The 13,873-nt window shown below is 59.7% G+C and carries 14 protein-coding genes; 11 read left to right on the top strand and 3 right to left on the bottom strand.

All coding sequences use genetic code 11. The annotated features are described in order from the left end of the window. The first annotated feature begins 73 nt into the window (after nt 1–73). The 7 genes from FVQ81_04090 to FVQ81_04060 all read left to right on the top strand — a co-directional run bounded on the left by FVQ81_04090 (nt 74) and on the right by FVQ81_04060 (nt 8,988). Nucleotides 74–2,326, top strand: coding sequence for a hypothetical protein (locus tag FVQ81_04090; GenBank protein ID MBW7995753.1), 2,253 nt, complete (start codon nt 74–76; stop codon nt 2,324–2,326). After that, nucleotides 2,313–3,665, top strand: a complete 1,353-nt coding sequence (locus FVQ81_04085) for a GWxTD domain-containing protein (GenBank protein ID MBW7995752.1) — start codon at nt 2,313–2,315, stop codon at nt 3,663–3,665. The genes FVQ81_04090 and FVQ81_04085 overlap by 14 nt, the downstream gene beginning before the upstream one ends. A gap of 75 nt (nt 3,666–3,740) precedes the next feature. Continuing rightward, nucleotides 3,741–4,730 carry a hypothetical protein gene (locus tag FVQ81_04080; GenBank protein MBW7995751.1) on the top strand — a complete coding sequence of 330 codons (990 nt, stop codon included), beginning with the start codon at nt 3,741–3,743 and terminating at the stop codon, nt 4,728–4,730. A 64-nt stretch (nt 4,731–4,794) separates the two neighbouring features. Continuing rightward, the gene (locus FVQ81_04075; GenBank protein MBW7995750.1) at nt 4,795–5,457 is read left to right on the top strand and encodes a hypothetical protein; all 663 of its coding nucleotides are present in this window, start codon (nt 4,795–4,797) and stop codon (nt 5,455–5,457) included. A gap of 83 nt (nt 5,458–5,540) precedes the next feature. Beyond that, nucleotides 5,541–7,205 carry an ABC transporter substrate-binding protein gene (locus tag FVQ81_04070; protein ID MBW7995749.1) on the top strand — a complete coding sequence of 555 codons (1,665 nt, stop codon included), beginning with the start codon at nt 5,541–5,543 and terminating at the stop codon, nt 7,203–7,205. Nucleotides 7,206–7,207: 2 nt separating this feature from the next. Then, nucleotides 7,208–8,158: an ABC transporter permease gene (locus FVQ81_04065; GenBank protein ID MBW7995748.1), complete on the top strand. Its 951-nt coding sequence runs from the start codon at nt 7,208–7,210 to the stop codon at nt 8,156–8,158. Beyond that, nucleotides 8,158–8,988, top strand: a complete 831-nt coding sequence (locus tag FVQ81_04060) for an ABC transporter permease (protein ID MBW7995747.1) — start codon at nt 8,158–8,160, stop codon at nt 8,986–8,988. Before FVQ81_04065 ends, FVQ81_04060 begins: the two co-directional genes overlap by 1 nt. Nucleotides 8,989–9,001: 13 nt before the next feature. Here FVQ81_04060 and FVQ81_04055 read toward each other — a convergent pair whose 3' ends face one another. Beyond that, nucleotides 9,002–9,256 (bottom strand): hypothetical protein, encoded by a 255-nt coding sequence (locus FVQ81_04055; protein MBW7995746.1) that lies wholly within the window; start codon nt 9,254–9,256, stop codon nt 9,002–9,004. 118 nt (nt 9,257–9,374) lie between these two features. Between FVQ81_04055 and FVQ81_04050 the strand changes: the two genes are divergently transcribed. After that, nucleotides 9,375–9,632: a YggT family protein gene (locus FVQ81_04050; GenBank protein MBW7995745.1), complete on the top strand. Its 258-nt coding sequence runs from the start codon at nt 9,375–9,377 to the stop codon at nt 9,630–9,632. 78 nt (nt 9,633–9,710) lie between these two features. Further along, complete coding sequence (locus FVQ81_04045) at nt 9,711–10,322, top strand: hypothetical protein (protein ID MBW7995744.1); 612 nt, start codon at nt 9,711–9,713, stop codon at nt 10,320–10,322. A gap of 77 nt (nt 10,323–10,399) precedes the next feature. Here the strand turns inward: FVQ81_04045 and FVQ81_04040 are convergent, their stop codons facing one another. Continuing rightward, nucleotides 10,400–10,855, bottom strand: coding sequence for a hypothetical protein (locus FVQ81_04040; GenBank protein MBW7995743.1), 456 nt, complete (start codon nt 10,853–10,855; stop codon nt 10,400–10,402). 108 nt (nt 10,856–10,963) lie between these two features. Further along, complete coding sequence (locus tag FVQ81_04035) at nt 10,964–12,055, bottom strand: ABC transporter permease (GenBank protein MBW7995742.1); 1,092 nt, start codon at nt 12,053–12,055, stop codon at nt 10,964–10,966. A 231-nt stretch (nt 12,056–12,286) separates the two neighbouring features. Here FVQ81_04035 and FVQ81_04030 point away from each other — a divergent pair, with 231 nt between their 5' ends. Both FVQ81_04030 and FVQ81_04025 read left to right on the top strand, forming a co-directional pair. Beyond that, on the top strand, nt 12,287–13,291 hold the full coding sequence (locus tag FVQ81_04030; GenBank protein MBW7995741.1) for a polyprenyl synthetase family protein: 1,005 nt from the start codon (nt 12,287–12,289) through the stop codon (nt 13,289–13,291). Beyond that, nucleotides 13,275–13,873, top strand: a 599-nt coding sequence (locus FVQ81_04025; GenBank protein MBW7995740.1) for a hypothetical protein, incomplete at its 3' end; no start/stop codon positions are given. The genes FVQ81_04030 and FVQ81_04025, both read left to right, overlap by 17 nt.

The following is a 13,873-nucleotide window of genomic DNA, read 5'->3' as shown; positions in this document are numbered from 1 at the left end:
GGCAATGTATAAAGCTGTGCAACAGACCGGATCACATCTGAACCCGTCAGTTGACGGGTGGTGGATATAGATTATGCAAAAATTATCCTCCCCGACGGCCGTACTGCTCTTGTGGCTGATCGCAGCCGCCGGACCTTCCGCTGCCGCCGCCGGTGATAACGCCGCTGAGATGATTCCCGACCGGACTATCCCCCAGGACACGGTCCGCACCAGGCTCACCACCCTGATCCGCCTCGGCGAGCAGCAGCTGCTGAACGATGACAGCGAACTGGCCGGCCACACCTTTAAGCAGGCGAGGGAGATTGCACCCGACGACTCCCGCGTACATGTGGGGCTGGGCCGCAGCCAGTTGATCAGCAGGGACAGCCGGATTATCATCTTCCAGGCCTTGGAGCGCCTGTTCCACCACGACAACATCTCCCGCGCGATAGGGCATCTAAAGACCGCGGTCGAGCTGGCCCCGGAATGGTGGGTGGCCCATTACTGGCTCGGCAGCGCCTATATGCGCCGTTTCGACCAGAGCGATACCGGCCTGGCGCTGGATCACATGCGGCGGGCTTACGAGCTTGGGGGCCTGAAGCGGGACATCATCCTCAAGCTGGCCGTACTGCACAAAGCCAGCGGAGATCTGGTCAATGCCGAGCGGATTCTGCGCGAGGCCGTGGAACACCAGGTCGCCGAGGGCGATCCGCTGGTGGAACTGGAGCTGGCGCGGATAAATTTTTACAGGTCCAAATATGCCGAGGGACTCCGCTATTACTGGCAGGGCGTCTCGGATATCAAAACCCGGGAGCAGATGCAGCCTTTTTTTCACGACCTGGTCATGCTGGCCGGCAGGGAAGAGCATGACACTTACAAGAATATCGGCCCGGAGCGGGCAGAGGAGTTTTTCCGTTCTTTCTGGCTCAAACGAGACCACGAACTCGGACTTACCCCCGGCGTGAGGATTGTCCAGCACTATGGCCGCCTTCAGGCCGCCGATTCGCTGTTCCGCGTACCGTTTATCAGCCGCAGTCCCTCCATTCATCCCTCGATGGGCTATGTGCCGGAGGAGGCGCTGGGCTACGATGACCGCGGGGTGATTCATATCCGCCACGGGGCTCCCAACCGGTCGGTCAAGCATATGGGCGAGGGCCTTCATCCCAACGTGACCTGGGTGTACTATCGCGACGACGGCGACATGATTATCAATTTCGTGGCGCTCAAGGGCAGTTACGACTACCAGCTGGTTACCTCGCTTACGGCCGCGGTTATGAACTTTCGCGGCGTGCTGGGAGGGGTCAGCCATACGGCGCCCGAGGAGTCGCACAGGCTCCAGTGGATGACCGAGCTGTACAGTTCGCGGATGGAAATCGGCAACGGAATATACGCCCGCCTCTCGCGTAATCCCTACGATCCGTTCACCCATCTCGATGAATACGACCAGAATATCACTTCCCTGAAAAAAGCCCTGTCCAGCGAAAGCGTCCTCTATCCCTATACCGACAGGCTGGAAAGCTCGTACGATTTCGTGGAATTTCGCGGCCGGGAAAATGGCAAAAGTACGGTTGAGTTCTATTCCGGCGTGCCCGGGCGGGCGATTACGTCCAACAACACTGGCGAGGGCTTCCAGTTCGAGGTCAAAAGCCAGCTGGCGATTTACAACCAGGCCTGGGAGCAGGTGAAATGGCACGAGCAGCTCGACCGCCATACAACCTCGATCAACCCGCGGGATCTGATGGACCGCCAGATTGTGGGTCTGGTCCGGATCGAGCTGGAACCCGGGGATTACCATTATTTCATCAAAATCCTCAACGGCGGCTCGGTCGGGACGTTCAACGGCGACTTGACGGTGGACAGCTACCGGGAGGATTCACTGCAGGCCAGCCAGATAATCGCCGCCCGGCAGATTTTCGCCTCGCCGGCGGATTCCGGCAAATTCCTGCGCCACGGGCTGGAGGTCCAGCCGGAGCCCTCGCGCACGTTCCACCCGTCGCAGAAAATGTACGTCTACCAGGAGATCTACAACCTGGTTCCCGATTCCAACGGCAGGTGCAATTACCGGATCACCTATTCGATGTCTTTACTGGAACGCGACCGCAACGTGTTTGGTAAAATATATGACGGTTTCCGGAAGCTGTTGGGCGCGAGTCCCGGCAAGGAGAAAGTGATCCTGACGATGGAGAAGGAGAAGGCGCCGCTGGAAAGCGATCTGGTGACCGAAGACCTGGCTATCGACATCAGTGACAACGAGAACGGTCTCTACGAGCTTTCAATCAATATTGAAGACCTCAACCAGCAGGGCAGGTCTTTCCGCCGGAATTCCCGGTTTTTTGTCCGGGATTGACATTATCGGCCGGCAGGATCTGGGAGGGGAGAAAGTGAACGGCATGTCGAAATTATCGTTGAGGATTATCACCGCCGGAGTGCTGTTTGCAGCGCTGGCGGTTACGCTGCCGGAGCCGGAAATCACCCTGGCCCAGGACCTGCACTCGTTCGAAAATGACGTCCCGTTCGGGTTCAGAATGAGTTTTTACAAGGACGGCCGGGACAGTACCCTCTGCCTGGTCACCCTGACCGTGGAGAACGAGCACTTGCTGTTTTACCGTGGCGAAAGGTACTACGAGGCCCATTACGAAACGTTCCTGAACATGCGCGAGACCGAGACCCGCAATATCCTCAAGGGCTTATGGGACAAGAAAGTGCACGTTCCCAGCTACGATGAAACCAGCCTGGCCGAGCATTTCGACCCGTTGACTATCACCATCCGCGCGGTGCCGGGCAAATACGAAGGGTTCGTTGAGGTCAAGGACGTGCAGGCCAGCACCTACGGCAACGGCCGCGTGAGCGTCCAGGTGCCCGATTTTAACGCTGACCTGCCCAAGCTCAGCACTCCGTTGTTCTACGCGGCTCCCGAGGGACTGGAACAGGGCCGGAGACCGCCGATGCCGCCGGAAGGCGAGATTCCGAACGAGGGCAGCCTGAAGATCCCCAGCGGTAAACCGATCTGGCTGCTGGTCGAGATCTACGCCGACAGCTCCTCGCTGCCCGAAGACTGGCAGCTTACCGCCGAGGTGGTGAAAGCGCTGATGCTCTTCCCGCGGGTCGACGTGCCGCTGGAGGACGGTTTGATCCGCCAGCGCAAGATGATCGAAATCCCGACGGGTACGATGGGACTGGGCACCTACGAGCTGGACGTCCAGTTACGGGATTCCAACAACACCAGCCTGGCCCGCGCCACCTCGTTCAAATTCAAAATCGTCCGCAGCGCCGACTGGGTGACCAAAAATTACAAGAACGAGATCAAGTACCTTCGCTACCTGGTACGGGAAAACGAGATGGAGCGCTTGGAGGCGATCGCCGAGGACGAGCAGGCCAAAGCGCTCGAGGAGTTCTGGACCAAAATCGATCCCGTGCCGGCCACGGCGGTCAATGAACTGCGCGTCCAGTATTTCGAGCGGATCGACTACGCCAACAAACACTTTACCACCGAGAAGAAAGAAGGCTGGGAGACCAATATGGGCGAGGTCTATATTCTCCTCGGTCCTCCCACCGAGATTTACGGCAGCCGCCTGAACCAGATCTGGATTTACGAGTACGAGGGCCTGGTGATGCACTTTTTCGGCCACAATCTGCGCAACCGCGGCGAATTCGACGAGTATATCCGCGATCGCAGGTGGTGGTGAGCCTGAAAGTTGATTATATTATGAAGGAGACAGGCTTATCCGCCGGTACAGTTAACTTTGAAGGAGCATCGGGCGATGTCGCGCAGTCACTCAGTTGTTCAACCCCTGTTGGTGTTTCTCCTGGCTGCTGTTGTGCTTATCTCTGCCGGCTGCTCCGGATCGGAACAAGAGCGCCAGGCAGCCGCTGAAAAAGCCTCGGAGCCGGCGGGCGACAGCAGCCGGCTGGCCGGCGAGATGACCGCGCTGCTGCCGGTTCAGGGCGAGGTGGAAGGCTGGGCGCTAAGCGGAGACCCCCGGATATTCGTTCCGGACAACCTGTGGGAGTATATCAACGGCGGCGCCGAGGGCTATCTGGTCTACAAATTCGAGGCCGTCATCACCGCCGACTGCGAAACCTCGGATGGCTCCCTGCAGGCGGTGGTGGATATCTACCGGATGGCCGACCAGCTCTGCGGATTCGGGATCTATTCGGCCGAGCGTAACAGCTTGGCACCGCGCGTGGATGTCGGCGCCGAGGGCTATCTCACCGACAATGCCCTGCATTTCTGGCAGGGACCCTACTACGTAAAAGTCACCGCGTTCCAGACCGGCAAGGGCGATTTGCTGGAAGTGCTCGCCGGCGCCGTCAGCGCACGCCTCGATGCGCCCGCGGGCAATCCGTCCCAGCTCGCCGCATTCCCCGAGAACGGCCTGCAGGCTGGTACTCAGCGCTATCTGGCCCAGGACGTCCTGGGGCACAGCGAATTGAAGAACGGTTTTATCGCTGATTACGAGTCCGGCGGCAGCGAGTTCAAGCTGTTTTTCATCCTCCACGACAACCTCGAACAAGCTGCCCGCAGCTACCGGGTCTACAAGGAATTCATGGAGAAATACGGCCGGAATGTCGAGGAGCCGGAGGGGATGGAGTCCCCGCTGTTTACCGCGCAGGATTCGTACTACGGCAAGGTGGTGGCTGTCCAGTCAGGCCGCGCGGTGATCGGAATTCTGGGTCTGGACGACCCCGAGCAGGTCAATTCCTACCTGCAGGAGTTGGCCCGCAACCTCTCGTCGCAGGGATTGGTCTGAGCGCCCTGTGAGCTATCGTTCCCCGGGACAGCCTGATCGTATCGGACGCAGGGGCGGGAAGCCCGTGTTCCCCGTATCGCGCGGCATATTTGGCGGCAACAGGTCGGTCAAGTTCGGCCTGATCGCGATCCTGGCCTGTGTGCTGGTCCTCAAGTTTACCAACCGCGGCGACAGGCCGCTGACGGGGCCGATCGATGATGTCTTTCTCCGCGATCCCTCGGGCCTGCTGATCGTCTACGGCACCGATGGCGAAAGCACCGCCGCCCTGCGTGATTACGCCCACAAGGTCGCCGACCTGCTGGGCAGGAGTCTGGACCGGGACATTCTGGTCTACCCCGACCGCGAGGTCGATTCAGGCCTTATCCGCGACTACTCGCTGCTGCTTTACGGCCCGGTGGAGAGTAACCGGGTGACCCGCCGGCTGGCCGGGACATTCCCGTTCGAGTTCAGCGCCGACACCGCCCGGATCGGCGATCTGACTGCTTTCGGACAGGACTGGCGGCTGGTATTCACTGTCCCCAACCCGCGCAACGACAGCCGTTACCTGCTGGTCTATACCGGTCCCTCCGACAGCTCCGTGGTGGGGGTCAACCTGCTTGGCAATCCGCATTTCGTCCGCCACGACACCACCGACTACGTCCTGGCCGAAAGCGGCCGGATCGTGCGCTCCGGCTATTTTGTCAAGGACGATCCGGAGCGCTGGAAACTGCCGGGAGCTGATAAGTAAGTGATGCTGCCGGTTGTGCCTCCTGGTTCTTTTGAAACCTTCCCCTCTGGACACGGCCGGGACCGGCGGACTATATTCCCGGCATGACCAATTATCTGGATACGCGGGTAATCAGGGCCCGTGGGCATTATTCGGTTTTCACAGTTGCCTGCTGGTTGATACTGTCCTTAGCGCTGCTGGCGGCATGCTCCGGCGGTGATCGGCGCGGGCAGCACGGCGAGGGTACGCTCACTTTCCGCTTCCGGATTCCCGGCGACCCGCCCAGCCTGGACCCGATCCACAGCGCGGACTTGGTGAGCCAGAGTGTGGTCAACAACCTGTTCGATCCCCTGCTGCGCCTGGACCCGTCCACCGCCGGACTGACCGGCGCGCTGGCGGAGCGCTGGGAGGTTTCAGCCGACGGCCTCTCGTTCCGGTTCGTGCTCCGTCCCGGCGCCCGCTTTCACAACGGACGCAGGGTGGCGGCCGCTGATGTGGTCTATTCGTTCCACCGCCTGCTTGACCCGGCCAACGCCAGCCCGCGGCCCTGGATTCTGACCCCGGTTGCCGGGGCTGCTGATTTCCGCGAGGGACGCGCGGACAGCGTTGAGGGGCTGAGCGCCGAGGGCGACAGCGCGGTGGTGATCCGTCTGGCAGAACCCTATGCGCCGTTTCTGGTGCAATTGACCATGACCGCGGCCAGTATCGTTCCGCGCGAGGAAGTGGAGCGGCTGGGCGCGGACAACTTTGGCCAGGAGCCGGTCGGTTCCGGGCCGTTCCGTTTCGTCAGCTGGCAGCACGACAGCCGGATCGTGCTGGAGCGCGCCGGACATGCTTCGCCTCCTGCGGCCGGCCGGGCCGTGGAGCGGGTGGAGTTCGAGGTGGCGCCCAATATCAGCGTGGCCTACGAGAAATACCGCGCCGGCGAGCTGGACCTGCTCGACCAGCTCCCGCCCGGCCATGTCGGGCTGGTGCGTAAGCGCACGCCGGAACAGCTCCATGTCTGGCCCGGACTCTCGGTGCGCTACTTGGGCTTCAACCTCACCCGCGAGCCGTTCAGGGGTAACCGTACCCTGCGCCAGGCGTTCAATTTCGCGATCAACAAGAAAGCTATCGTGGAAGTGCTTGGCGAGGGAGTCGACGTGGTCTCCGCCGGAGCTGTCCCGCCGGGACTGCCGGGGCACAATCCCGGCCTGGACGGCTACCCCTACGACCCCGAGCGCGCCCGCAGCCTGCTGGCCGAATCCGGTTATCCGGGCGGGGAGGGCCTGCCGGAGCTGACCCTGCTCTACAACAACGATCCGGTGGACCGGCGGGTGGCCGTGTTCATCCAGGCCTGCCTGGGCGAGCTCGGCGTGGATATCCGGCTCAAGAGCCTGGAATGGGCCGCGTTCCTGGCCGCTGTTCGCGCGGGGGAGGCCGGGATTTTCCGCGGAAGCTGGGTCGGGGATTTTCCCGATGCGCACAATTTCCTCCACACCCTGTTCCACTCGTCAAACTGGGGCGATGCCGGCAACTACTCCCGGTTCGCCGACCCGGAAGTAGACAGTCTTCTTGAGCAGGCAGCTCGAGTGGTGGATCTGGACTGTCGCGCTGAGCTTTACCGCCGGGTGGAGAGCATAATCGGCGAGGAAGCTCCCTGGATTTTTCTCTATCACCCGGGGCAGGTGGCCCTGCTGCGCCCGGAGTGGGGTGGGGCCGTGTTTCCGTCGCTGGGAATCTGGGCCGTGCCGCTGGAGCGGCTGTATCTTAAGCAGGTTTCGGAGTAGCTATGCTCGCCTTTGTCCTCAGACGTCTGCTGTCGCTGATTCCCGTGCTGTGGGGGATCGCCACGCTGGTGTTCGCGCTGATGTATCTGGTGCCGGGCGACCCGGCGCGGCTGATGGCCGGCCAGAACGTTGATGAGCAGACTATCGAGACGATCCGCGAGCGGATGGGCTTGAACGAGCCGCTGTACGTACGCTACGGGATGTTTCTGGCCGGGGTCGCCACCGGCGACCTGGGCTACAGCTACCGTCAGCGCCGCCCCGTGAGCGAGGTCATTTTCGAGCGCTTTCCCGCCACGCTCAAGCTCGCCCTGGCCACGATCCTGATCGCCCTGCTCTTCGGCGTTACCGCCGGAGTGCTGGCCGCGCTTTACCACGGACGCTCGCTGGACTGGGGCGTGATGGTGCTCACTCTGCTGGGAATAAGTACGCCCGTGTTCTGGCTGGGCCTGATGTTGATCGTCGTGTTCAGTGTCTGGCTCGGCTGGCTGCCCGTTAGCGGCTACGGCGATGGCGGCGTCCGCCACCTGATCCTGCCCGCACTCAGCCTGAGTGCGATCAGCACCGGCTATTTCGCCCGGATCACCCGCAGCAGCTTTCTCGAAGTAATGGGCACCGACTATATCCTGGCCGCCCGCAGCCGGGGTCTGCCCGGCCACCGGGTGGTGCTGCGCCATGCCTTGCGCAATGCGGCGATTCCGCTGGTGACCGTGATCGGGACGAATCTGGCGGGACTACTGGGCGGGGCGGTGGCCATCGAGACAGTATTCGCCTGGCCGGGGATCGGGCGGGCGATTTATGACGCGATCCTGGTGCGCGACCTGCCGGTGGTCGAGGGCGGGGTGATTTTTCTGGCGTTCGTGTTCGTGGCGGCCAATCTGGTAATCGACCTGCTCTACGCCTGGATCGATCCCAGGGTGCGCCTGCCGGGCTACCGCGGCGCGGGGGGTGGATGATGGGCCGGCTTACTGTGCGCAGCTGGACTTTCCGCATCGGCCTGGCGCTGATAATCACGTTGATCTTAGGCGCGCTGGGAGCCGACCTGTTCTCGCCATACGACCCCTACAGCGTGGACATGGACGCAGTGATGACTCCGCCCTCGGCGGCCCACCCGTTCGGCACCGATTCCCTTGGCCGCGATCTTTTATCGAGGGTCCTGCATGGCGGACGGATATCTCTTGCAATCGGCGTGCTGGCCGTGCTGATTTCCGGGCTGGTGGGCACAACTGTCGGGGCGGTGGCGGGGTTCGCCGGCGGCTGGCTGGACGAGGTGCTGATGCGGATCACCGATATCGTGCTGGCGTTTCCCACCGCGCTGCTTGCGCTGGCCGTGATGGCGGTGTTCGAGGACCCGACAATCGGCAAGATCTTTATCGTGCTGGGTCTGGTGGGCTGGGCCAATATCGCCCGGCTGGTGCGCGCCGAGGTGATGGCGGTCAAGGAGCGGGACTACGTGACCGCGGCGCGCAGCGTGGGAGTGGGACCGCTGGGCGTGGTGCTGCGTCACGTGCTGCCCAACACCCTGGGCACGCTGCTGGTGGCTCTCACCCTGGGCGTGGCCTCGAATATCCTCACCGAGGCCTGGCTCTCCTTTCTCGGGCTGGGAGCACAGCCCCCCCTGCCGAGCTGGGGTGCGATGATCACCGAGGGCCAGTTCTTCCTGACCACCAGGCCGTGGGTCTGCATCTTCCCGGGCATGGCGATCCTGCTGACCGTGTTGGGGTTCAACATGCTCGGCGACGGCCTTCGCGACGTGCTCGACCCCAGGCTGCGACGGGGAAAGTGAGCGGCGGACAGGGTCAGATCGTGAAGATGCCCGAGATATGCTTTTTGAGGCCCCGGCGCTCTTTTTTTCTGCCCAGGGAACGGGTGGTCTCCTGCTCGGCATAGAAGCTCTGGGCCGCCAGGAGGTCGTCACGCGCATCTCCGGGATCGGCGCAGTCGGTCATAACGCCTGTAGCTGATTTGCCGGGAGAAGTGCGGCGGCGGGATTTACCGCGCAGCGAGCGGAAGTACTTCAACAGCGGCATCTCATCCTCCGTGATGATTACCATAACCGGGCATCCGTGCCCGTAACGTGCGGGAGATTGAAATTTTTTTCTCCCGCGTATATCTTTATCGGCAGAATGCGATAAAACTTGAACTGTCAATGTATTCCTTAAAAAACGGGGCATGATGATGCTTTACAACCTGCTGGACAAGCTGCTCACCTTCTACGGCTACCTGCTGCTGGCCAGGATTATCATTTCCTGGTTCCATGTCGATCACCGCCAGCCCTGGGTGCGGCTGCTGGTGCGGGTTACCGAACCGTTCCTCCAGCCGTTCCGCGCGCTGATCCCGCCCCTGGGCGGGATGGATTTCAGCCCGATAGTGGCCTTTTTCGTGCTGAGCATGATCGAGCGGCTGGTGCTCTCGCTGATAGGTTATTGAAATAATCGTGGTAACGCCTAATATCCAAAGGGATTTACAATCCAAACCCTGGGCGGACACGTGGGTCCGCCCCTACAGGTGTCTTCGGATAAATATCTACTTGGGAAAGATATGATGTCCGAATCGGATTCATTTGAAAAGAGACGGAAATCTATTCGTCTGCCCGAGTATAATTATGCCTCTCCCGGCGCATATTTTGTCACTTTATGTACGCATCAAAGCTGCAATTTTTTTGGTGAGATAGCAGGCGGGAAAATACTGCTTAATGAAGCCGGAGAAATGGTTAAGCGATGGTGGCTGAAAATACCGGATAAATTCCCGACTATTCAACTGGACACATACATCTTAATGCCAAATCACCTGCATGGCATTATCAAGATACTGGAGTCAAATAATCAACCAAAGCGTGTAGGGGCGGACCCGTGTGTCCGCCCGGAAGAGAAGTTGGCAAAGAACCAATTTACATCGATAGATGCTACGCTGCCGGATATTGTTAAGTGGTTCAAAACAATGTCGACCAATGAATTTATCAGAGGGATCAAGCTAGGAAAGTGGGACCATTTTAACAAACATCTTTGGCAGCGATCCTACTACGACCACGTTATTCGGAAGTTGAGCAACATCTCTGAAGTGCGGGAGTATATCGAGAATAATCCGTTGCGGTGGGTAGTGAAAAAGAAAGTCAAATAGCTTTAAATTTAGAAAAGGCGGGCGGACACATGGGACCGCCCCTACGATAAAGATGAACCTGCTTCTGTGACACAACACTATATGTTTTGATAATATTGATCTATATCCTCTTGGATTTTCATTTGCATACTGCAAATTTCTTCGTATTTATCCTCAATCTCTTTTCTTAGTTTTTTTGCTTCTTCTGTCTCAAAACCTTCGCTTCGGCCAATTCTTTTCCAATGAATGACTCGCTCTCTGTAAATCCATACCTCATGTATAAAACCTTGAAAATCCTTTCTCAAGCCGGGTTCTAAATAAAGGCAATTTTTAGTAAACCATTCTTTTGCTTCTGTAACGATTTGATCTTTTTCTTCATCTGCGCGGATTTTAGATTTGAGTTTATCTGCATAAGAATATGCTTCTTGATATACTTCAAATCTCTTCTGAAGTAACTCTAAATCATATTTTTCTTTACGGCTTTGTCTATCCTTAAAAAGATTTAGCAGTCCCTTAAGGAAGCTCCATAGTGTCGGTAATATTTCAAGAGCCATAACGCTTATCTCGCAATAACCTACGGATAAGAAAGAAAATTCTTAAGCCATGCAAGAATAGTATTAATGCGGTGGGGGAAGACTACGCAAGAAAAATATTCTATTAGCTCAATCGTAAACCAGGGCCTCCAGCGGGTCCTGGCGCGCGGCCCACAGCGCGGGGTAGAGCGCGCCGATACAGCCGACTATCAGCCCCAGGGCCATGCTGCGAAGGGCCAGGCCGGCAGTAAGCTCCACTGTCAGCAACTGAAATTTCCACTCGATCACCGCGCTGCTGCCCAGGGCCAGCGTGATGCCCAGTATCGCTCCCAGCAGGCTGAGCACGAAGGCCTCGGTCATGATCGCGATCAGGATATAGGCGCGCGAGGCTCCCAGGCTTTTGAGGATCCCGATCTCGCGGGTGCGCTCGACCACCGTGGTGTACATCGACAGCAGAATTACCAGTGCGCTGATGATCAGCGTGGTGTAGTTAATCGCCCCGATAAACTGGTTGAGCGAGTTGAGATACTTACCCATCGAGGCGGCGATATTGCTCATGAACTGGGTCTCGACTCCCTCGAAAGCGGCGAGGATTTTTCTCGAGACCTCATCGACCGCCTCCGGCGACTCCGCCCGTACGAAAAACAGACTCACCCGCCCCGGCTGGCTGGTCAGCTCGGCCATTTTTCCGTAGTGCATGAACACCCGCGTACCCACGCCGGGCCGCACGATTCCCACGATCCGGAACGGCTGTCCGAGAGTCAGCGAGTCGCCCACGCCCAGGCTCTCCTGGGCCGCAATCCGGCTGTCGATGAACATCTCGTCCTGAGCCTGCAGCGGCCGCCCGTCGGTAAAGATCAACTCGCCGCCGAGGTCCTGGAAATTGTCCGGTTCGATTCCGAACACATTGTAGGGCGCGCCGCCGATCTGGGTTTTCCAGATCATCACCGGGCTGACTGTCTGCACGCCCTCGATCCGGCGCAGTTCGTCGGCCATCTCGTAGGGCAGCACGCCCGAGCCGAACAGCAGGGGGTTGCTCCCGCTGCGCACCACGGTTATGTCCGCGCCGATACCCCTGATCCGCTCGGTAAACTCGTTGAGCACCCCGTTGACCAGACCCCAGAGCACCATGAACAGGCAGATGCCCACCGAGAGGGCCAGGATACTGATCGCGCTGCGCATCTTGCGCTGACTGAGATTGGAGAGGGCGAGTTTGAACATTAAGGGCAGCCGGCCGGTTGGTTTCGGAAGTTCGAATCTGGTCGATGGATTTAAACAGGTTTCGCCGCCGCCGGCGAAAAACCTAATCTAGCGGCAGGCAGGTCTTAAGTCAAGGGAGTTGCCGCAAATGGCGGAGTATTGTTGACTTATAAACGCCTATTTGTTAGCTTCAAACGTTGTCCTTTTCCATCTTGCATGACTGAAACTCGGGGCCGTAAACCGGGAGACTGATTGAATCCCGAAACCAGTGTCAGCAGAAAATGGGTCGAGGCGCTGGCCCAGATCCAGTTAGTCCACGGCGAGGACCTCGGACTGATCGGCGCGAGAATCGAACAGTTGCTCGAGAGCGATTTTGAACCGATCAACGAGGTGATGGGCCACCTGTTCAGCAAGAGCGGAAAGATGATCCGTCCCACGCTGCTGCTGATGGCCGCCGACCGCGAGCGGGTGGAGCCGGATGTACTGGTTTCCCTGGGAGCCTCGGTGGAGCTGATCCACACGGCTTCGCTGGTGCACGATGACACGATTGACAGTTCCAGCTACCGTCGCGGTGTGGAGACGCTGAACTCCAAGTGGAACCACAAGACCAGCGTGATTATCGGCGACTACCTGCTGGCGCGCGCTTTCAGCGAGATCGCCTCGCTGGGCAGCCTGGAGGTGGTCAGAAAGCTGACCGGCGCCTGCCGGTCCCTGGCCAGCGGCGAGATGCGTCAGATGACCCTGGAGGGCAACCTGGCCGCCTGCGAAGAGGACTATTTCAAGTTCGTGCGCGAAAAGACCGGCAGCCTGTTCGCCGCCACCTGCGCCGTGGCCGCGATCACCTCCGGCGGGAAATATCTCGACGAACTGGAGAGTTTCGGCATGCTGTTCGGCTGCATCTTCCAGATCACCGACGACCTGCTGGATTACCCCTGGTTCTCTCTCAAGAGCGGCAAGCCTACCGGGCTGGACATGCGCGAACGAAAAATAACCCTGCCCCTGATCCATTCTCTCTCCCGCATTGACGGCAATCAGCGCGCCGAGTTCGAGCGTGCTTTCACCACCGGCGGCAGGCTCGACGACTCCGAGGCTTCGGCGCTGCAGGAGATCGTGATAGAGTGCGGCGGCCTGGACTACGCATGGGGCCGGGCGGTTGAGCTGGCCGGCGAGGCCGCCGATCTTGTTGAGCACCTCGACCTCGAACGCGCCTCCCGTCTGAAAGTCCTGGTGGACCTCATTGTTGAACGCGACAGGTAGATGGACACTGCGTCTGGGCCTGGTGCTGGCGGTCGTGCTCGCGGCCGTGGGAATCAGGTCGTTGGGTGGACTGGGTTCAGCCAGGCAGGCCGGATCCTACGTTCACGACAGTTTCGTGATGGGCACGGTGCTGAATATCAAGATCCGGGGCGCCGACAGGGAACTGGCCGAGCGCGCCGCATCCGCAGTCATTGACGAGGCGCGCCGCCTGCACGCGCTTTTCGATCCCCATGACCCGGAAAGCGAAATCAGCCGGCTCAACCGCCGGGCAGCAGACGGCGGCGGTACGGTGGCGCTCAGTTTCGATGCGGCCAGGGTGCTGGCCGCGGCGATAGCCGTGCGGAATTCCTCGGACGGGAGTTTCGATCCGGCGCTCGGGCCGTTGATTGATATCTGGGGTTTCGGCGACGAAAAAGTTCAGCGCGATCTCCCGGACTCATCGGCATTGACGGTGCTGGCGGACAGCCTGATGTCGGCCGGACGGATAGCATTGACACCCGACAGCTCCTCGGCCGTGGTCCCCGCCGGCATGGGTGCGCTCGACGTGGGCGGGATCGCCAAGGGCTACGCGGTTGACAGGGC

This window comes from Candidatus Glassbacteria bacterium (genome assembly GCA_019456185.1).
Lineage (GTDB): Bacteria > Gemmatimonadota > Glassbacteria > GWA2-58-10 > GWA2-58-10 > JAJRTS01.
The sequence above is the reverse complement of the archived record's forward strand: the minus strand, read 5'-3'. Positions and strand labels throughout refer to the sequence as shown.

Excerpts from the sequence above, each read along its gene's own strand:
- FVQ81_04070 (MBW7995749.1), top strand. The coding sequence starts at position 5,541 with ATGACCAATTATCTGGATACGCGGGTAATCAGGGCCCGTGGGCATTAT.
- FVQ81_04040 (MBW7995743.1), bottom strand. The coding sequence starts at position 10,855 with ATGGCTCTTGAAATATTACCGACACTATGGAGCTTCCTTAAGGGACTG.
- FVQ81_04060 (MBW7995747.1), top strand. The coding sequence starts at position 8,158 with ATGGGCCGGCTTACTGTGCGCAGCTGGACTTTCCGCATCGGCCTGGCG.
- FVQ81_04065 (MBW7995748.1), top strand. The coding sequence starts at position 7,208 with ATGCTCGCCTTTGTCCTCAGACGTCTGCTGTCGCTGATTCCCGTGCTG.
- FVQ81_04090 (MBW7995753.1), top strand. The coding sequence starts at position 74 with ATGCAAAAATTATCCTCCCCGACGGCCGTACTGCTCTTGTGGCTGATC.
- FVQ81_04050 (MBW7995745.1), top strand. The coding sequence starts at position 9,375 with ATGATGATGCTTTACAACCTGCTGGACAAGCTGCTCACCTTCTACGGC.
- FVQ81_04080 (MBW7995751.1), top strand. The coding sequence starts at position 3,741 with ATGTCGCGCAGTCACTCAGTTGTTCAACCCCTGTTGGTGTTTCTCCTG.
- FVQ81_04055 (MBW7995746.1), bottom strand. The coding sequence starts at position 9,256 with ATGGTAATCATCACGGAGGATGAGATGCCGCTGTTGAAGTACTTCCGC.
- FVQ81_04035 (MBW7995742.1), bottom strand. The coding sequence starts at position 12,055 with ATGTTCAAACTCGCCCTCTCCAATCTCAGTCAGCGCAAGATGCGCAGC.